This window comes from Vibrio sp. MM46, from assembly GCF_027587135.1.
In the GTDB taxonomy this organism is placed as follows: Bacteria; Pseudomonadota; Gammaproteobacteria; order Enterobacterales; family Vibrionaceae; genus Vibrio; species Vibrio harveyi.
In genome coordinates, this window is record NZ_JAPPTO010000026.1 from 40,257 (window position 1) to 60,039 (window position 19,783).

Here is a 19,783-nt window from a genome sequence, read left to right on the forward strand (position 1 = left end):
TTTTATGGAAGCTTATCCGTCCATTGCCAGCTCAGTGTCACGAGTGTGGTTAACTATGCTTTTTTGCTAGCGTCAGTTTTTGTGTCTTTCCAGTATTGGATACGTACACGATGCAACTGTGCTTTTCTCATCTTTTTCATAGCAATCTCCCTCATCTATATAGGTAGCGCTCATCATGAGCTTATTGTCTAAGGTTGTTTTCCCCTCCAATCTATCGGGGAACGAATAAATTAACCGTGATTGATTTCACAACATAATGACAAAACACGCCATGTTGCAGTCAATTTTTGAACAGTTCGACTGTGTTTTATCGTATGGCAAGGGTTAACCTATCCACTGAATATGACAGATTAATGGCAATCAAGTTCCCTATTCCATCTGTCATTGAATCTTAATAATGATTCTCGAATAGCCTAGCAATTAATATACCAGTTGCGCATAACGATACCACGCATGTGATCAAGCTAAGGTTGGATTCGCTGCTGGTAATGTTGTCGGTAGTCTCGCGGAGTCAGCCCCTTGTAGGTTTTAAAATGGCGATTAAACAAAGCTTGATTGCGATACCCTACTCGCTCAAACACAATGCCAATGGGCAACTCAGTTGATTGCAGCAAGTCGGCGGCATGGTTAATACGCAGTTTCATCAAGCGTTGGCTAAAGGGTTCTTTAAAGTGCTTTTTAAACAGACGAGTCACCGCACTTTCACTCAACGATAAATCATTAGCGAGATCAGCAAGTGTTATCTTGCGAGCGAAGTGTTGTTCTAGATACGCGCTCACCTTAGCAACACGCTCTCTTTCTTGTTGCTCATGTTCACTCATCGAGAGATAAGAATGCGTCATCAGTGTTTTGGCTGCTTCATCATGCGCAAGTAACGAAAGTACATGAATAAAGCGAGCTAGTTGCTCCATCGCAGGTACTTTCATCAACTCTTGAAGAAGCTCTACAACTTGTTGAGCAGTTCGCTCAGAGAACACTACTCCTTTATTTGCGGCCTTGAGCAACGGATCGAGTTTGCGCAGTTCCGTGCAATAAAACATCAGATTGGCAATCCACTCACGCTTAAACCAAATTACATGGGTTTCACAGTTATTTTCTACCAACGTGGAATGAATAGAATGAGGAACACCCGGCGCAATCAATAACATTTGATTGTGGGTCACTTCCAACTCGTGATGACCAATGTGCAGAGTTCCAGAAAAGTGTCGATGAATGACCAACTCGTACACATCATCATGAAAATGGAAGTCATACTCCTTTTTAGGCTCATCAATACGACGATAGCGCCAAGAAAAGCCAGGTCTCTGCGGTACTTTTTCGATGTGCGCCATTTGTCACTCCACAAGATAGTATTGTTATACGCGCAAATAATATCAGTATTACCGACACATTCTTTACTACGCCTCAATAGTATTGATATTGAGCGGTATACTATCAACTTAGCTCCGTCACGCTCCTTATCCTTGCGTTGAAAAGAAGACTAACCAAGGAGCTGTTATGAGTAACTTCAAAACTAAGCTGCGTCAGATCATGCAGAAAACTCGTGATGAATGGGCAATATTTGCAGTAAAAGAGATGGGAATTTCATCCGACACTGTCGCTAAATCTTATGGCTACAACTCGAGTTGTGATCTTGAGCAAACTCTTAAACAAGACGAAAAAGACACCGATTCGTACATTCGCTCGACACCTTGTGCGAGATCTCTCACAAGCAATGTAAGTAAAAAGACCATTTTTGACTAAGAACAAATCAACCAATAAACCTAACTAATTGAAAATTATTAATTATCCTTTTTTAAGCAATATTCGCTGCCAAAGTTTTTTTACCTAGCTGATTGAGAGTAATCAGCAAAACAACAATACTAAACATGTCGACAGGATGTTGGCGGGAACAGGAAAAAAGCCTAAAGGATTGGGTATCTTCAGGATGAAGATTTGGTAGCTTAGGATGAGTTATCAGCAAGGATGTAGTTAAGCTCTAGGATAGAGTTCGCCCGTCAGGATGATAGGCAAGAATGGACACCGCTAGGAAGGCGATGAACAAGGAACTCGGTTAAAGGACTTAGCCACAATCAAGGATAGATGCAGGGAGCACCTATTAGTAGCCGGATTGCTGCGAAAAAGAATAAGCCCCGTCTGGGAAACCAGGCGGGGTTTTATTTTGCCCGTCATTTATGCTCCTCTCTACGTTCGGTCTTGCATCATGCTATTATTTCAGCAATTTCTTTAGCAGATTCATTCTCTGATAGACGCTTTCTTTAATAAACATCGAGCAAACGACGCCCTATGCTGAATCCAGTTTGGTTACACACATTCAAAACACTAGTTGAAGTCGGTCACTTTACGCAGACGGCAGAAAAGCTTTATATGACTCAACCCGGTGTCAGCCAGCACATTAAAAAGCTGGAGCAAGCTTGTCAGCATCCATTGATTAAGCGCGAGAACAAAAGCTTTGAACTTACGGAGCAAGGGCGCATGGTGTATGCCTACGCGCTAGAACTTGAAGAAAAAGAAAAAAGCCTACTAGAAGATTTGAGCTTTGATGATCCACATGCTGGATACTGCAAACTCGCATGCTCTGGTGCGCTTGCCTTGATGCTGTTTGATCCGCTCCTTGAAAAACAGAAACAACATAAAGGCTTATCGATTCACCTAGAAGCTGCGCCCAACCAATCTATTCTTAATGGCGTTGCTGAGGGTCGAATTGATATGGGCATCGTAACCTACTCACCAAATAAAAGCGTGTTCCAAAGCGAACAAATTGGTCGAGAGACTTTATGTTTGATCTTACCTAAATCCTACCGAGGAAAAACGCTCACACCGGAGTTACTGAAAAGCTGTGGCGTGATTGGTCACCCAGATGCTGAACATTACATGACGCTATTTTTCGATCAATGTGCCGAACCCTTACTAAAAGAAATCAAAGTCAGCGACATGCCGTTATCCGGGTACGTCAACCAGTTAAGCCAGATCTTACTGCCAGTGAGTAAAGGACTCGGCTTTACCGTTTTACCGCGCAGTGCGGTGGAGAGCTTTGCATTAAGAGAAGAGTTATATGTCGCCGAATTAAAGCAACCGGTATATGAAGATTTATTTTTGGTTAGAAAACGCAGCCGCACATTGCCACTGCGCTACCAAACCATCAAGCAGGTCTTATTGAATGTGATCGGTACTGCTGTTCATCAATGATGTCAGCCATTCTTCACTAGTAATACGCTTATCTTGGCAATCCACCCAATATGGCTTGCCAGATAACCAACTCTTTGACGCCACCTCTTTTATAAACACATCCACAGAATCAACGTCATCTTTGGCATAATCCCATTTGTTGCGCATGTGTTCTGCCGCCTCGCGATTGGTATACGCCTTGCCGTTACGGATAAAGGTGCAAGAGGATTGCTCAACTCGTTTTATCAACGTCGAGATATCTTCCTCTACCTCTGCTAATGCAAAGGTAGGCAGAATACTTAATGTAAGTAGCAACGACCACTTTGCTTTCATCATAGCTTTATCCTTATCCCTGACCACGTAACTACTACCAAGTAACTACTAATAAGTGGCTTAACTATTCAACTGTTTGGCTGTTTAGCTCGGCAATTATTGCCACCACGCCTTAACTGGCTGAGGCTCAGCAAGCGCCAAACGTTGCCCAATCTCAGGGCTAACTAAAGTCACACCACGTTCTTCACTGATGTCTAACGCACGTTGCATTGGTTCATTCCAATCGTGCATTGACAAATCAAATGTACTGTTATGAATTGGCATCATCACTTTACCTTGCACATCAATGTGTGCCTGGACACTCTGCTCCGGGAACATGTGAATATCTGACCAAAGGTCATTGTATGCGCCCGTTTCAATCATTGTGAAATCGAATGGACCGTACCTTTCACCAATCTCTTTAAAGCCATTGAAGTAACCTGAATCACCGCTAAAGAACACTTTATTTTGCTGTGCGTTGATAACCCAACTGCCCCACAGCGTCGTATCGCGGTCTGTCAAACCTCGACCAGAGAAGTGCTGAGTCGGAGTCAGTGTATATTCAATACCGTCGACAGAATGTGACTCCCACCAATCTAGCTCGACCACTCTTTCCTTAGGCACGCCCCAGTTCACCAGTAATTGCCCCACTTTCAAAGGCACCAAGAAAGTTCCAACCTTGTCACCAAGCTCTTTAATCGAGGCTTTATCTAGATGGTCGTAATGGTCATGGCTGATCACCACGACATCGATACTTGGCAAATCTTGCAAAGTGATTGGTGTTTGGTGGAAACGCTTTGGTCCTGCCCATTGGACAGGAGATGCTCGGTCACTAAAGACAGGATCGGTCATCACCAACTTACCATCAAGCTTCATCAACACGCTCGAATGACCAAGGCGGTATATGACGTCATCTTGTTCTTCTAGTAGTTGTGTCGCAGTCATCGCATGCACTGGAATTTCAATTGTTGGGGTTGGATTCGCCCGCTCAGTTGTGAAATAAGCTTTCATGATACCGAACATATCGCCCAAACTGCTTTTGTATTCCAACTCGGTGTTTGCAAATTTGTCCGGGTATGTTGGCGCTTTTTCAGTATCAACATTAGAACAAGAAATCATTGATGTACCCATCGCGAACGCTCCTACTGTGGCTAGCAAAGTTTTTTTCATAAAAAGTAAACCCGAACAAAAGTAAACTACACGGTGCAGTTTACATTCAAATTATCAAAAGTAAACTACTTAGTGTAAAATAGATCCAGAAATGATCTTCCTAACTTAACAAGTTTATGAATGTAAAAAGAAAAAGTCGTAGCGAGACCAAAAGAGAAGCGATTCTCTGCGCGGCGAAACAAGCGTTTCAAGAATTTGGGGTGCAAAACACCAGCATGGATAAGCTGTCTTCAATCGCTCAAGTATCAAAGCGAACCGTCTATAATCACTTCCCTTCTAAAGAGGCGATCGTGACCGAGTTGCTGACGGAGCTTTGGCGCTCATCAATGATGGATAGCGACATTGAACGTTTACCAACACTCCCGCTAAAAGATCAACTGGTCGAATTGTTGTACAGCGAAATTATCGTTGTAACCGCACCTGATTATATTGAACTGGCGAAAGTGGCTTTCGGACACTTCTTGTTTAAGCCGGAAGATCTCAAAGAACAAGCAGAACACATGTCAAAGCAAGAAACGGCCTTGTACCGTTGGCTCACTCAGCAATCAGAAAAAAACACATTGAAGGTTGATGATGTGGACGTGGCAAGCATTCAGCTACATAACTTACTTAAAGGCAGTGCATTCTGGCCACAGTTAATGGGGATGCGTGCTTCTTTAACAGAGGAAGAGTCCAGAGCGCTAGCCACCCAAACGGCTGAACTCTTCTTAAGTCACTATAAAAACAACTAAAGTAAAGCGGTCAAATAGCCGCTTTTTTTAGTTTTCTCACATCGAAAAATGATGAATTTTTGACTCAATTTTCTTTTTCTCGTCCTTGACAGTCGCACACAGCAAGGCGCGAGAGTTCGATAAATTATTTTTGTCGTATCGACGATATTTTTTCGTTTTCATCTCATGAGAAAACGCCCTAAGGTGCGCACCTCTGACGACGTGGTTGTCCAACCACAATTCTAAATCGTTGAAGCGAGTGGATTCTGTCACATCAATTAAACCCACTCACTATACTCTATATTTGTATTTTTAATTTGGTACTGACTTACTAAGGAATTGCCATGCGTATTGCTATTCTTTCTCGTAATGAGAATCTATATTCAACCATGCGCCTAAAGCAGGCGGGTGAAGAGCGCGGACATCAAGTTGATGTGATCGATACTCTGCACTGTTATATGGATATTACGAGTAACAACCCTAAGATTCGTTACATGGGTGAAGAATTGCCAAAGTATGACGCGGTTATTCCTCGCATTGGTGCATCTATCACTTTCTACGGAACTGCGGTTGTACGTCAGTTTGAAATGATGGGCACATTCTGTGTGAACGAGTCAGTAGCAATCAGCCGCTCTCGTGACAAGCTACGCTCTATGCAGTTGCTATCACGCAAAGGTATTGGTCTGCCTCGTACTGGTTTTGCTCACCACCCTGATAACATTCAAGACGTGATCAAAAACGTTGGTGGCGCACCATTGGTCATCAAGCTACTTGAAGGCACTCAAGGTATCGGTGTTGTACTTGCTGAAACAACGAAAGCGGCAGAAAGCGTTATCGAAGCATTCATGGGTCTAAAAGCGAACATCATGGTGCAAGAGTTCATTGAAGAAGCAAATGGTGCGGATATCCGCTGCTTCGTTGTAGGTAACAAGGTTATCGCAGCAATGAAACGTCAAGCAAAAGAAGGTGAGTTCCGCTCTAACCTTCACCGCGGAGGTTCTGCTCAGCTAGTGAAACTAACCAAAGAAGAGCGTGCAACCGCAATCAACGCAGCGAAAGTCATGGGTCTAAACCTATGTGGTGTTGATATTCTTCAATCGAAAAACGGTCCTGTTGTGATGGAAGTGAACTCTTCTCCAGGTCTTGAAGGTATCGAAACTGCAACAGATAAAGACGTTGCAGGTATGATCTTCGACTTCATCGAGAAGAACGCAAAACCAAACGCTAACCGTACTCGCGGTAAAGGCTGATAATTGTTTGAGTGGGAGCCTATAGACTAGGCTCTCTTTATCACTCATCGCTAGGATGACACTATGAATCAGAAAATGATCATTGGGAACGCCGAAGCAATTTGCTTACCTGAGTTAGGGATTACTCACCTTGAAGCGCGTATTGATACAGGCGCACAGACTTCTTCTCTGCACGTAGATAATCTAGAGTGCACTGAGCAAGACGGTCAGTCATACGTAGAATTCGATCTACACCCAGATGTTTACCACTTAGAACAAGTGGTTCGCTGTAAAGCTCCACTGAAGGCGAACCGCAAGGTGAAATCATCAAACGGAACGTTCGAACACCGCTGCGTGATCACAACGATGCTACGCATGGGCGACCAAGAGTGGCCTATCGACATCACGCTGACTAACCGTGAAAAGATGACCTACATGATGTTGCTAGGTCGTCAGGGTATGGCAGACAAAGTTCTGGTAGACCCGAGCCAATCTCACTTATTGGCTCCATAATCCCCGTAGCTTCAGATGAGCGAACTCCGTGGTCGCTCATCTGGCTCTTCTGTCCTTTTCGCCATTCTCCTCTTTCATATTCTTACTTCTCAGTACAGAGCGCATTAACCCTTTAAGTTTTATCTTCGTCACTCGCCAATGCGTAATGGGTCTAACCGGCGCGGTGTTGATGATGTGTTGATAAGCATCTTCATCAAACTCAACTTCACCACCATGTGCGGCCAATAAACAACTCGGGTTCATCTCAAAAACTCGCTTTAACGACCGACGATATTGGTTGGGATGAAAGATAGGAAACGGCGCAATCAAATGACTTTTTACCTGCACCATTAAATCCGCGACATAAAGCACATTCTGCTCAGCATGAAAAACCGATAAGTCTCTATCAGTATGTCCGGGGGTTTCCAATACTTGCCAATCAGAAAATCCAGGCACGGCGTCACCATCCACCAGCTCAATATCTGGTCTTAGTTTTCGCGAATACCATAGATTCCGCTTTGGTTTACGCATTCGATTCGCCATCCAACGCGCCAAAATCAAATCGGTCAAATGCATCAACCAACCATCAAAGCCGCCATACCAATGAGTATCTCGTTTCGCAGCTAAGATCTGGCACCCCGTAAGATCTCGCAACTTGTGCGCAGCCCCCGCATGGTCAGGATGCATATGCGTGACCACCACCATTTTTAAGTCGGTGAACGAACGATTAAGCTGATGCTCAATAAAATCTTTGAGGTGTGGAATATCGGCTCGACTGGCGCCATCAAGCAACATTAACTTATCTGGATACTCGGCGAGATACATGGTTTGGATGTATCCCTGAATTCTATGCAGCTGCAAAACATATCCTTGTTTTGTTGGGTCTTTATTCTTGTTTTTCTGCGACCAAATCCTTACTGGTCAGACCAACTATAACAGCAGAATAGACACTCTGTTAAATAAATGTTTACACCGCGACTCGACAACAGTTGTTAATCGAAAGAACAAATTTTAATCATTAGACTCTGATTGGGTTTTATCCGTTAATGCGCGCACACGGAGTTCGTGTCAGGGTATGAGGTTAGCGCCTCATGATTTGCTTTTTTGTATTTCCTCCTCCTATTTCAGCGAGGGTTTAAATACATTTTTGTGAGAATCGAGTTGGAAAAAGCAACTAAATTAGACCGCATCCGCGCGGACTACAACGTTCACTACTGGAGCCAAGGCTTCTACGGAATTGATGACCAAGGCGAGGTTTACGTATCTCCTCGTAGTGACCGTGCACACCAAATCCCTTTCAGTGCGATTGTAAAAGAGCTAGAAGCTAAGCAGTTGAACCTGCCTGTGCTAGTGCGCTTCCCGCAAATCGTGCACCAACGCGTGCATGGCATTTGCCAAGCTTTCAACCAAGCAATTGAAGAATACCAATATCCAAACAAATACCTGTTGGTATACCCAATTAAAGTAAACCAACAGCGTGAAGTGGTTGATGAAATCTTAGCGAGCCAAGCGCAGCTAGAAAATAAACAGCTGGGTCTAGAGGCAGGCAGCAAGCCAGAACTATTGGCGGTACTGGCATTGGCTCAACAAGGCAGCTCCGTGATCGTGTGTAATGGCTACAAAGACCGTGAATATGTGCGTCTAGCACTGATCGGTGAAAAGCTAGGTCACAAAGTATTTATCGTACTAGAGAAGCTATCTGAGCTTGATCTAGTACTTGAAGAAGCGAAAAGCTTGGGTGTAACTCCACGTCTTGGCTTGCGTATCCGCCTTGCATCTCAAGGTGCAGGTAAGTGGCAAGCAAGCGGCGGTGAGAAATCGAAGTTTGGTCTATCGGCATCACAAGTATTGAGCGTGATTGATCGTCTAAAACACGAAGACAAGCTGGATACCATGCAATTGGTTCACTTTCACCTTGGCTCACAGATGGCAAACATCCGTGACGTACGCAATGGTGTGAATGAATCCGCACGTTTCTACTGTGAATTACGTGCCATGGGTGCAAACATTGATTACTTCGATGTTGGCGGCGGTTTAGCAGTAGACTACGACGGCACACGCAGCCAATCTTCGAACTCGATGAACTACGGTCTTGCAGAATATGCGCGTAACATCGTGAATACGGTCGGTGATGTCTGTCAGCACTACGACCAACCGATGCCAGTGATCATCTCTGAATCGGGTCGTTCTCTAACCGCTCATCACGCTGTGTTGATTTCTAACGTCATTGGTACTGAAACATACCAGCCGGAAGAAGTATTCGAACCTGCAGAAGATGCACCAATCTTGCTACAAAACATGTGGCGTAGTTGGGAAAACCTGCAGGATGGTACCGATGCACGTGCATTAATTGAAATTTACAATGATACCCAAAGCGATTTGGCCGAGGTTCACTCGCAATTCGCTACTGGCGTACTGAACCTTGAGCAACGTGCGTGGGCAGAACAACTGTCTCTGCGTATTTACTTCGAGCTAAGTCGTCAAATGAGTACCAAGAACCGTTTCCACCGTCCTATTTTGGATGAGTTGAGCGAACGTCTTGCGGACAAGTTCTTCGTGAACTTCTCTCTTTTCCAATCCCTACCAGACGCATGGGGTATTGATCAGGTATTCCCTGTTTTACCGCTTTCTGGTCTTGGTGATGTGGAAGAGCGTCGTGCGGTGATGTTGGACATCACTTGTGACTCCGATGGCGCGATTGATCACTATGTTGATGGTCAAGGCATTGAGAGCACGCTACCAGTACCAGCATGGAGCAACGACAAACCGTACCTAATGGGCTTCTTCCTAGTAGGCGCATACCAAGAGATCCTTGGTGACATGCACAACCTATTTGGTGATACCCACAGTGCAGTAGTCAATGTTGATGAAGACGGTCAATTCGAGATCAGCTACATCAACGAAGGTGATAGCGTAGAAGACATGATGCGCTACGTTCACATCGACGTAGATGCGATTCGTGACAATTACAAACAATTGGTTTCAGAACGAGTTGAAACCAGTGAACAAGAACAAATCCTAGCTGAACTGGAACAAGGTTTGGCAGGCTACACCTATTTAGAGGACTTCTGATATGAATGATTTGTTTACGAAAACCGATTATTCGCTTTACTCCAACTCTATGTCGTTTCTACGTCGACCGTACATCAAAAATCCAGTATCGGCAGACGCAGACGTTGTGGTGCTAGGGGTTCCTCTGGACATGGCGACTTCTGGTCGTCCTGGTGCGCGTATGGGACCAGATGCGATCCGTCGTGCGTCAGTAAACCTTGCTTGGGAAGGCAAGAAGTTCCCTTGGGACTTCAACGTATTTGATAAATTGAAAGTGATCGACGCAGGTGACCTTGTATTCGATTGTGGTGACGCGGAAGATTTCACTTACCGTCTAGAAGCGGCAACAAGTGAGATTCTAAAGAGCGGTAAGACAATGCTAGGCTTGGGTGGTGACCACTTCATCACGCTACCGATCCTACGTGCTTACGCAAAACACCATGGTCAAATGGCATTGATTCACTTCGATGCGCACACTGACACTTACGCAAATGGCAGTTCTTACGACCACGGAACTATGTTCTACCATGCGCCAAAAGAAGGTCTGATTTCTGCGAAGAACTCAGTTCAAATTGGTATTCGTACTGAATATGACCAACAAGATCATGGCTTCAATGTCATCAACGCGATGCAAGCAAACGACATGTCGGTAGAAGAGATACTGGCAGAGATTCGTCGCACGGTTGCGGATAAGCCTGTATATGTCACTTTTGACATCGACTGTCTGGATCCGGCGTTTGCACCGGGTACAGGTACACCAGTTTGTGGCGGCCTGAACTCAGATAAAATTCTGAAGATCATCCGTGGTTTCGCTGGCATGAACATCGTAGGTATGGACGTGGTGGAAGTCTCACCTCCTTACGACCACAGCGATGTAACGGCCTTGGCTGGCGCGACTATCGCACTTGAGTTGCTTTACGCCTACGCTTCAGGTCGCGAATAACGAAAGTTGTTCTAAATGAGCGCAGTATTTCAAGGGGAGCTTCGGCTCCCTTTTTCGTTTTCATCACTCAACAAAAATAGATTAGATTTTCTAATCCAAATCATAGATTTTTATCTTGCTCAACTTCACACTTTTTGATTGCTAAGTCTGCACTCAAGCTCTAATATCTCGCGCCTAGATTCCCTAATTACTTTGTTTATTTGGCTCTCCTATATGGAGCGCTAAGGCTTTTTACGTCTTAAATTTCTGGAGAGATACGCAAATGTCCGCCTCGTTTCCATTAGCGAAACTTACCTTTTTAATCGCAATTCTGACTGCCGTAGGTCAAATGACTCAAACGATGTACGTGCCTTCTATCGGTCATATGGCGGGTGAGTTCTTGGTATCAGCGTCTTCACTTCAAGCTGTGATGGCGTGTTACTTGATCCCTTACGGTCTATCGCAGTTTGTATACGGAACGCTGTCCGATCGCCTTGGTCGTAAGCCAATCATCATTGCGGGTTTGATCATCTACATTCTTGGTACTTTGGTAGCGCTGTTTGCTCATGAGTACGAATGGTTTCTAGCAGGCAGCTTCATCCAAGGTTTGGGTATTGGCTGTGGCGGAGCTATGTCTCGTACACTGACTCGTGACTGCTTTGAGGGCGCTGAACTGCACCGCGCAAACAGCTTGATCAGTATGTGTGTGATTTTTTCGCCATTGATCGCACCAGTATTGGGCGGTTATCTAACCGAAGCATTCGGCTGGCGATCTAGCTACCTATTCCTTGCGTTATTCGGTATTGCCGTTGTGATCACCATGATGACAAGCATGATGGAAACCTTGCCTAAAGAGCGCCGCAAACATGAATCTGTTGCGAAGAGCTACAAGTTCGTACTATCAGACAAACGCTTCCAAGGCTTCTTATTGGTATTGGTTGCCACGTTTGCAGGCGTTGCAGTATTTGAAGCAGCAGCAGGTGTGTTGTTAGGTGGTGTACTTGGCTTGCCAGCAACCACGGTCAGCTTGCTATTTGTCTTGCCGATACCGGGTTACTTAGTCGGTGCTGGTCTATCGAGCTATATTGCACAACGCCGTTCTGAGCGCCGTGCTTTGAATGTTGGTCTAGTGGCTATCTTAATTGGCTCAGCAGTGGTATTGATTCCGGGTCTGTTTGGTCTAACAACGGCGTTGACTCTGATTGGCGGTGCAACCATTTACTTCTTGGGTGCAGGCATTTTGTTCCCAGCGGCAACTACCGGCGCACTTTCACCGTTCCCATACCACGCAGGTACTGGCGGTGCCATTTTGGGTGGTATGCAAAACCTAGGCGCAGGCATCGCAACGCTATTGGCTTCCTTCTTCCCAGCGCAAGACCAAATGCCACTTGGCTGCCTGATGATGGCAATGTCGATCATCGCCATGCTTGGTCTACGTTGGGTTAATCGCAAGCACGACCATTCAAACGAAATGCCATTGGCAATTTAAAACCTGCCTCTCATCACTCAAAAGGGACATGCTGAAAAGTGTGTCCCTTTTTTGTTGCACGCATCTTGCCCTCCAGTTCTCATCCACCAGCATTTACATTTAACATCCCTGTAAATCTTTGCTAAAAAGAACAGTTGCTTACACACATTTATAGATTTGCCATTCAACATTCATTGGAAGAAACCTGTGCTTTAACTCTTAAATAAAAGAATGGCGATACAACAAGAGTAAGGTACACAATAAGGACACACAGATGCGTTTCACTTTAACTACGTTGGCCGTATCGGTCGCGCTTGTCGCCGGATGCAGCAATCAAGGAATACCAACCATGAACCATTACTCTCAATCTCAACTCGTTGCTCAACAAACTCAAGCACCTGTTGCTAAAAAAGTGCCACATGCAATGACGATTCATGGTGACACCCGAATCGATAACTACTATTGGATGCGCGATGATGAGCGCCAAGACCCAGAGATTTTGCAACATCTTGAGCAAGAAAATCAGTATGCAGAAACCGTTCTAAAACATACTGAAGCACTACAAGAGCAATTATTCGAAGAGATCAAAGGTCGTATTGCGAAAGACGATAACTCAGTACCAGTACGTCGAGGTAACTACTTCTATTCAAATGAAGTAACAGGCGATAACGAATACGAAGTGCACATGCGTGCGAAAGACTTTGCAGGCAAAGACAAGCAAGTCATCCTAGATGTAAATGAACTGGCGAAAGAGCACGAGTTTTTTAGCACTGGAGGCTTATATGTGAGCCCAAATGAGAACTTGCTGGCTTACGGTGAAGATACGTTAAGCCGTCGTGTTTATACCATCAAAATCAAAGATCTTAATACCGGCGAATATCTACAGGATGAAATTGAAGGTGCGTCGAGTGCTATCGCATGGCAAAACGACAACAAGGCTTTCTATTACATCAAGAAAGATCCACAAACACTGCTTGGTTATCAAGTATACCGCCACGTACTAGGCACTCCGCAAAAGAGTGATGAACTGATTTACGAAGAAACCGACAGTGCTTACTACACATACTTGAGTAAAAGTAAAGATGACGAGCAAGTGTACATTTGGCACTCAAGCACCGAAACGAGTGGTGTATCAGTCATTGACGCCAACAATCCAAACGCAAAAGCTGAAGCTTTCTACCCACGAGAAACAGGCATTGAGTACAGCATCGCTAAATTAGGTGATTGGTACTACATCTACACAAACTATCAAGCAGTAAACTTCCGTTTAATGAAAGTCAAAGCAGAAGAGATGCATGATCGTTCTAAATGGGTCGATGTCGTCCCAGCAGACGACAATACTCAACTTGTCGATTTCGACTTATTTGATGACCACCTTGTGTACGAGCAACGTGCGAATGGTCTATCAACAGTTAAAATCCGCCAGCTATCAACGGGCAAAGAGTTCCCACTTGAATTTAACGACAGCGCGTTTGCTGCTTATCTAACAGGCAACTATGAACTCGATAATTCTAAAGTTCGTATCTACTACAGCAGCCTAACCACACCTGGTACTTACTATGATTTCGACCTGAATACGGGTGAATCTGAAATAATGAAGCAAACACCGGTGCTAGGTGATTTCGATGCGGATAACTATCAATCAGAACGCATCATGGTAACCGCTCGTGACGGAAAGCAAGTGCCAGTATCATTGGTTTATCGCAAGGACCTGTTTAAGAAAGACGGGACCAATCCAATCTACCAGTACGGCTACGGCTCTTACGGATCAACAATTGAACCAACGTTCCGTTCAACCCGCCTCAGCTTACTTGACCGCGGATTCGTGTACGCTATCGCTCACATTCGCGGCTCAGAAATGCTTGGACGCCCTTGGTATGAAGATGGCAAAAAGCTCACTAAGCAAAATACCTTTAATGACTTTATTGACGTAACAAAAGGGCTTGTTGAAGAAGGCTACGGTGCAAAAGACAAAGTGTTTGCGGTTGGTGGCTCTGCCGGTGGTCTATTAATGGGCGCGATCATTAACCAAGCACCGGATCTCTACCGTGGTATTGGCGCGCACGTTCCCTTTGTTGATGTCGTAACGACCATGTTAGATGAATCGATTCCTCTAACGACCAACGAATACGATGAATGGGGTAATCCGAATGATAAAACGTACTACGACTACATGCTGAGCTACTCGCCGTACGACAACGTGAAGGCTCAGAATTACCCGAACATGCTAGTGACAACGGGTTTGCATGACTCACAAGTTCAATACTTTGAACCGATGAAGTGGGTAGCAAAACTCCGCGAGATGAAGACCGATGACAATGTCTTGCTATTCAAAACGGATATGGAAGCTGGTCACGGTGGTGCGTCAGGTCGATTCAAGCGATTAAAAGAAGACGCACTGGAGTACGCTTTCTTCCTTGATCTTTTAGAGACAAAGTAAACTTGGCGTCCTAAAAAGTGTTACACCCATTTTTATAACAGGGGTTATCCACTAAAAAATGCCCGCATTGTGCGGGCATTTTTGTTGACTCTCAGTCTATTTGAAGAAAAACGCCTATTCACAGCGAATAGGCGTCAACACAATAAATGTGTTTAGGCAGTAGAAACTGTCCTATTGATTAGAAATAGTAACGAGCACCGATTGTCCAGTAGTCGTTCTCTTCCACGTTGTAGTCATTTCCGAGGTCAAATTCATAAGCAGCAAAGGTATAGAATGAAGGCGTAACTGCGTACTCAGCTTGCAACGCTGCTTCACTGTATAGAGTTTTGCTGTCTTTATCATTTTCTACCGCTTCGTAGTTCACACTGAACGTCCAATCATTCACCCCGTAGGCTAATAGACCTTCAAGTTGTACCGTTTCTTGATAAAGAACAGAAGTTGCTGCGCCTGGGAATTTGTAATCAAAGAAATAATCATTCATACCATATACGATTGCCGCATACAGACCTGAACCGTACTTACCGTAGTTAGCAGAGAAGACATGAGATGTCGCTGATTCTGATTTAGAACCGATGTCACGGTCACCGCCACTGTATACGTAACCAAGACCAAATCCGGCAAGGCTTGTGCTAACTGCAATCTGACCACGAGCATCGTATTCGTCATGTTCGCCTTGCCAGCCAAGACCGAGGTTAAATCCAAAGCCTTCACCGAACTCAAAACCTTTACGGTAGCTCAGCATTCGCTCAGCACGAGCGGAACCTAAATTATATTGGTCTGCATACAAGAAGTCGTTGGCAAACGCGATTGGTAAATCCGCAACACCAGCTACATCGTAATATGGTGACCATTGTGTACCCGCTACCACGCGACCAAACTGTTCATGCGTTGCACCAATGTAGCCCAAACGTGTGTTGAACGAGCTCGCGCCCCCGTCCAGTAATTTGATAGACCATTCACCTTTGGCATCAACTGTCACACCATTACCAATGTCTTGTTTGCCGCCCACATTGATACGAGGAGATACGTCATGAATGCGAACATCTTCCTCAAAGTACTCACCAACGCCCACTGAAACGTGGCCGCCGATAGAAAGAGATGTGCCTTCGCTATTGTAAACTTCAGCTGCGAAAGCCTGAGAACCACATGCTAGTGCCGCCACTGCAACGGCTAGAGTTTTCATTTTCATTTTTAACATCCATATAGTTGTTTATACCGGTTCGTTACGACAGCAAGACAAAAATTTTCAACACAACGAACACATACAACGTAGTAATGAAACATAAATGAAACAAATAAATTATATGCAACCAATCCAATTAATCGCTCAAAATTTGATCAAACCCACATAAAAAAAGGGAACTTTTCAGTCCCCTTCATAATTTTTGTGGTGTTTTTCGTGTTACAACTGCCAGCGCGCGAGTGGTTTCTCAGTTTTTATTCCTTTACTCCCCCAACGATCAATGGCGTCAATTTGCAGTATGCGATCTGGTGAAATAATCGATTGTAGCTGTTTTGAGGGTCTTTTATCTGTAATTAGCCACAGAGTTTTATCTTCTTCAAACTGAGCTTTTAAAGACAGTTTCTCTGCTTCTGACCATTCCAGTTCAGGCTTGAATTGACGATCAACAACGAACAGTTGGTTTCCAGACGCAAAATCCTCTAATGATTCCCCTAGCAAGACCACTGAATCAATCTCTTTCGCAAAGATAACGTCCTGTTGTTGATTAATCAGCTCACGTACTTCTAACATCAACGCTTGCTGGTTCTTTTCTATTTGAGCTTGATATTGAGGATAAACCTTTTGTAGATCCTCACCCACGATCGCAGCCATTCGAATTAAGTTAGTAGGATTCATCCACGCATACTTAGATGTATCACCATTGTCTAACGTAAGTGCCGCAACGCCCGGTGCTCTTGGAGATATCGCCTGAGACGCGTCAATCTCAATCAAGCGAATGTTCCCCTGACGAGCATAAACAAAAGTTGGGTCTTGATGCCAAATAGCACCCAACGTAATCGCAACGGTCGCCTCCTGCCCGGCTTTAATGGCTTGTTGTTGACCTTTACTTGCAAACCAGTTCACCAAACGTTCAACACCATATCGCTTAGGTGGCAAGTAACTGGTTTCAATGCCTGTGCCTTGCATCAGTTGCTCAGACAACATGTAAGTCACAGGCGTGCTGGTAATAATATCTTTGCCATAAGAGAACGGTGCAAATGTACTCGTCAAAACCAAGCCCATTGTTATGATTTGTTTTTTCATCTTCATAATTGGTTATCCAGATTTAAGCTTTTCGCACAATGCGGTAGATCGTTGCCGTTAGGAAAAACGCAGCAGAGACAATAATAATTGAGGCGCCAGACGGTACCGGCAATTCAAGTTCCATTGGCAAAACGGTTCCAACCAAGCAGGCAACGGTAGCCAATAAGGATGAAAGCAAAACAAAACTGCCCATTCGCTTAGTGAGCAAGCGTGCCGTTGCCCCCGGAATAAGCAGTAACGCTCCAACCAAAACCGCACCGATAATCTTCACTGCTGCGATTGTCACGAGCGTAATCATCATGACGAACAGGTAGTCATAAAAGCTGGTGTTGAATCCACGAACACGCGCGATGTCAGGGCTAATGCAAGTCAGTAAGATTCGGTTAAAGGTCGGAATCAGTAACAATAGAATGATCAAACAGCTCACCGCAAGAATCGTTATGTCTCTGTCTGTCACCGTCAGGATCGAGCCAAACAAAACGTTCTCTAACATATGAATATTGATCTTTCGTGCCACATACATCAGCAGGGCAGCACCGACTGCCAAAGCAAGAGCGAGGAACACACCCACGAGTGTATCGTAGGGAACGTTGGTTCGATTTCGCACGAAATGCAGCAATAGCGCGAAAATCATGCAGAAGCTGAATAACCCGATAAATGGATTTTCCGGTGGTTCACCAAGTAGCACACCGATCGCTATACCAGTCAGCGCTGCGTGACCAACGGCTTCAGAAAAGAACGCCAAACGCTTCGCGATGACCAAGGTGCCCAAACCGCCCAGTAACGGACCAAGAATTAGCGCTGCAACAATTGCGTTAACCATAAACGCATAAGCGAAGCTGTCACTGAGCCACCCGGCTTCTACTCCGTTGAGGGCAAATTGTCTTAACCAATCCATTACGCCGCCTCCACTTTTGCCGTGTAGTGCTTAAACAAAGACTCAATACGCTCAGGACTCAATACTTCAGAGTGATGCCCCGAAGCGACGATTTGACGATTGACAACATGCACCTGCGCATCCAAACGGCGCACCGCTGTTACGTCATGATGGACAGCAAGAACGGTTTTACCTTCTGCTACCACTTCATGAATCAAACCTTCTAGATAACGTACCCCTTGCTCATCCATACCCGTTGTCGGTTCATCTAGAACAAGTAAGCTTGGATTATCGAGTAGAGCTTGGGCGAAGAGAACACGCTGTTGCTCACCGCCAGATAGTTGTCCCATACGACGATCACTTCTTGTTGCCATACCAACACGCTCTAATTGAGCTAACGCCTGTTGAGCTTGCTTGGTTTTACTGCGCCAAAACAGAGGCACACGCGTTTGGTTAAGCAGTACAAAATCCATGACCGTCAAAGGTAAGCTGGCTTCAAACATGGCTTTTTGTGGTACGTAACCAATTTTTCCGGCTTGCTCAGCCTCCACCCAATGCACCGAGATGTCACCCGAAAATGGCGTAAGTCCTAAAACCGAACGTAATAATGATGTTTTGCCACCGCCGTTTGGTCCCATAATCACATGGCATTGACCCGCTTCAAAGCAAGTCTGAATGTCTTGCAGAATAAGGTTGTCCCCGTACTGCAAGCAGACTTTATCAAGAGAAATCGAAGGACCTCGCATTAGGCTTTCTCCTGCTCATGCTTGCTTGCAACAAACTTCATCGCCTCTATTAAGGTTGCTACGTTGTCGCGCATCTCCACCTCGACTTTGTCGGCTTCGTATTCGCCGTGCGTCATGTGAGAAAAGCGATATAGCTTCACGCCCGTCGCCTCTTCGATGGTATCAACAAAACGATTTGGCATATTTAGCTCGTAAAATAGAACATCAATACCAGATTGGCGGATCTTCTCGATGGTTTCCTGTAGCTGACTAGCGCTTGGCTCTACGCCATGAGCAGGTTCGATTACCGCGGCTACATCGACGCCAAACTCTTGCAGAATATATCCATAAGCATTGTGCGTTGTTGCGACCTTCATACCTGCTGTATCTAGCTGCCCTAGAGACAACATCGCATCACGCTTTAAAAGGCGAAACGTTTTTGCGTACTTTCGCGCATTTTTTCGATAAAAAGCTGCGTTTTCTGGGTCAAGTTCGCTCAACTCACTGGCAATGGTGTAAACCTTTTGAATCGTGGTGGATAGTCCAACAAAGGTATGTGGATTCACTGCGCCTTTACCAACGGATTGCCCCATAGCAGGCAATAGTGGAACTTCCTTATTTGCCTCAATCACCACCAGATCGTCGCGCTGCGCAGCTTGAATAACTTTCAGAGCAAAATCATCATGCCCAATACCATTGACGACAATCACATCCATCTGATTCAGTCTTTTAAGATCATTGGGTTGGGGCAAATAGTTATGAGGATTGAACCCTGCATCGACCAAAGGAATGATCTCGGCTTTATCACCGACCACCGCTTTTACATAGCTGTAGTAAGGTTGCAAAGTGATACCAATGTTGAGCGTTTCGGCAAAACTTGAAGCGGAAGCGACCAGTAAAGCACTAGCCGTTAGAATTCGACGTAAGAGAGAGCGTGTCTTCATAGTTGTTAT

General features: G+C 44.9%; 18 protein-coding genes and 1 pseudogene. 10 read left to right on the forward strand and 9 right to left on the reverse strand.

The annotated features are described in order from the left end of the window. Positions 1–464: 464 nt before the first annotated feature. The gene (locus tag OH459_RS22855) at positions 465–1,331 is read right to left on the reverse strand and encodes an AraC family transcriptional regulator (protein ID WP_005453303.1); all 867 of its coding nucleotides are present in this window, start codon (positions 1,329–1,331) and stop codon (positions 465–467) included. Positions 1,332–1,497: 166 nt separating this feature from the next. Between OH459_RS22855 and OH459_RS22860 the strand changes: the two genes are divergently transcribed. Beyond that, entirely contained in the window at positions 1,498–1,743 is a 246-nt protein-coding gene (locus OH459_RS22860; RefSeq protein WP_269988983.1) for a hypothetical protein, read from the forward strand. A gap of 543 nt (positions 1,744–2,286) precedes the next feature. Beyond that, positions 2,287–3,189, forward strand: a complete 903-nt coding sequence (locus OH459_RS22865) for a LysR family transcriptional regulator (RefSeq protein WP_009696858.1) — start codon at positions 2,287–2,289, stop codon at positions 3,187–3,189. Here the strand turns inward: OH459_RS22865 and OH459_RS22870 are convergent. Beyond that, positions 3,154–3,501 (reverse strand): DUF5329 family protein, encoded by a 348-nt coding sequence (locus tag OH459_RS22870; RefSeq protein ID WP_026000151.1) that lies wholly within the window; start codon positions 3,499–3,501, stop codon positions 3,154–3,156. The genes OH459_RS22865 and OH459_RS22870 overlap by 36 nt on opposite strands. Before the next feature lie 96 nt (positions 3,502–3,597). After that, positions 3,598–4,611, reverse strand: a complete 1,014-nt coding sequence (locus OH459_RS22875) for an MBL fold metallo-hydrolase (RefSeq protein ID WP_017188527.1) — start codon at positions 4,609–4,611, stop codon at positions 3,598–3,600. 155 nt (positions 4,612–4,766) lie between these two features. Between OH459_RS22875 and OH459_RS22880 the strand changes: the two genes are divergently transcribed. The 3 genes from OH459_RS22880 (at position 4,767) to OH459_RS22890 (ending at position 7,102) form a co-directional block, all read left to right on the forward strand. Continuing rightward, entirely contained in the window at positions 4,767–5,381 is a 615-nt protein-coding gene (locus OH459_RS22880) for a TetR/AcrR family transcriptional regulator (protein ID WP_269988984.1), read from the forward strand. A 323-nt stretch (positions 5,382–5,704) separates the two neighbouring features. Then, on the forward strand, positions 5,705–6,610 hold the full coding sequence (rimK, locus tag OH459_RS22885) for a 30S ribosomal protein S6--L-glutamate ligase (protein ID WP_005453290.1): 906 nt from the start codon (positions 5,705–5,707) through the stop codon (positions 6,608–6,610). 63 nt (positions 6,611–6,673) lie between these two features. Then, a complete protein-coding gene (locus tag OH459_RS22890; protein WP_005432588.1) occupies positions 6,674–7,102 on the forward strand; it encodes an ATP-dependent zinc protease family protein in 429 nt (142 codons plus the stop codon). A 36-nt stretch (positions 7,103–7,138) separates the two neighbouring features. Here OH459_RS22890 and OH459_RS22895 read toward each other — a convergent pair whose 3' ends face one another. Then, positions 7,139–7,906, reverse strand: coding sequence for an MBL fold metallo-hydrolase (locus tag OH459_RS22895; RefSeq protein ID WP_047516367.1), 768 nt, complete (start codon positions 7,904–7,906; stop codon positions 7,139–7,141). A gap of 336 nt (positions 7,907–8,242) precedes the next feature. Between OH459_RS22895 and speA the strand changes: the two genes are divergently transcribed. From speA to OH459_RS28325, 5 genes and pseudogenes are all read left to right on the forward strand, one after another. Beyond that, the gene (gene speA / locus OH459_RS22900; RefSeq protein WP_009696853.1) at positions 8,243–10,153 is read left to right on the forward strand and encodes an arginine decarboxylase; all 1,911 of its coding nucleotides are present in this window, start codon (positions 8,243–8,245) and stop codon (positions 10,151–10,153) included. A gap of 1 nt (position 10,154) precedes the next feature. Then, positions 10,155–11,075: an agmatinase gene (speB, locus tag OH459_RS22905; protein ID WP_005432598.1), complete on the forward strand. Its 921-nt coding sequence runs from the start codon at positions 10,155–10,157 to the stop codon at positions 11,073–11,075. Between the two features lie 262 nt (positions 11,076–11,337). Beyond that, the gene (gene emrD / locus OH459_RS22910) at positions 11,338–12,543 is read left to right on the forward strand and encodes a multidrug efflux MFS transporter EmrD (protein ID WP_009696852.1); all 1,206 of its coding nucleotides are present in this window, start codon (positions 11,338–11,340) and stop codon (positions 12,541–12,543) included. A gap of 253 nt (positions 12,544–12,796) precedes the next feature. Next, entirely contained in the window at positions 12,797–14,962 is a 2,166-nt protein-coding gene (locus OH459_RS22915; RefSeq protein WP_029789610.1) for a S9 family peptidase, read from the forward strand. Positions 14,963–15,000: 38 nt separating this feature from the next. Continuing rightward, a pseudogene (locus tag OH459_RS28325) lies at positions 15,001–15,066 on the forward strand (zf-TFIIB domain-containing protein); the annotation flags it as partial. Between the two features lie 74 nt (positions 15,067–15,140). On the opposite strand, the gene OH459_RS22920 reads toward OH459_RS28325, so the two are convergent. The 5 genes from OH459_RS22920 to OH459_RS22940 all read right to left on the reverse strand — a co-directional run bounded on the left by OH459_RS22920 (position 15,141) and on the right by OH459_RS22940 (position 19,774). Continuing rightward, entirely contained in the window at positions 15,141–16,151 is a 1,011-nt protein-coding gene (locus tag OH459_RS22920) for a porin (RefSeq protein ID WP_005453282.1), read from the reverse strand. Between the two features lie 213 nt (positions 16,152–16,364). After that, positions 16,365–17,234 carry a metal ABC transporter solute-binding protein, Zn/Mn family gene (locus OH459_RS22925; protein WP_050921347.1) on the reverse strand — a complete coding sequence of 290 codons (870 nt, stop codon included), beginning with the start codon at positions 17,232–17,234 and terminating at the stop codon, positions 16,365–16,367. 16 nt (positions 17,235–17,250) lie between these two features. Further along, positions 17,251–18,126 carry a metal ABC transporter permease gene (locus tag OH459_RS22930; RefSeq protein WP_005453280.1) on the reverse strand — a complete coding sequence of 292 codons (876 nt, stop codon included), beginning with the start codon at positions 18,124–18,126 and terminating at the stop codon, positions 17,251–17,253. Beyond that, positions 18,126–18,851: a metal ABC transporter ATP-binding protein gene (locus tag OH459_RS22935; RefSeq protein WP_269988986.1), complete on the reverse strand. Its 726-nt coding sequence runs from the start codon at positions 18,849–18,851 to the stop codon at positions 18,126–18,128. Before OH459_RS22935 ends, OH459_RS22930 begins: the two co-directional genes overlap by 1 nt. Then, the gene (locus OH459_RS22940; RefSeq protein WP_029789613.1) at positions 18,851–19,774 is read right to left on the reverse strand and encodes a metal ABC transporter solute-binding protein, Zn/Mn family; all 924 of its coding nucleotides are present in this window, start codon (positions 19,772–19,774) and stop codon (positions 18,851–18,853) included. Before OH459_RS22940 ends, OH459_RS22935 begins: the two co-directional genes overlap by 1 nt. Positions 19,775–19,783: the final 9 nt, after the last annotated feature.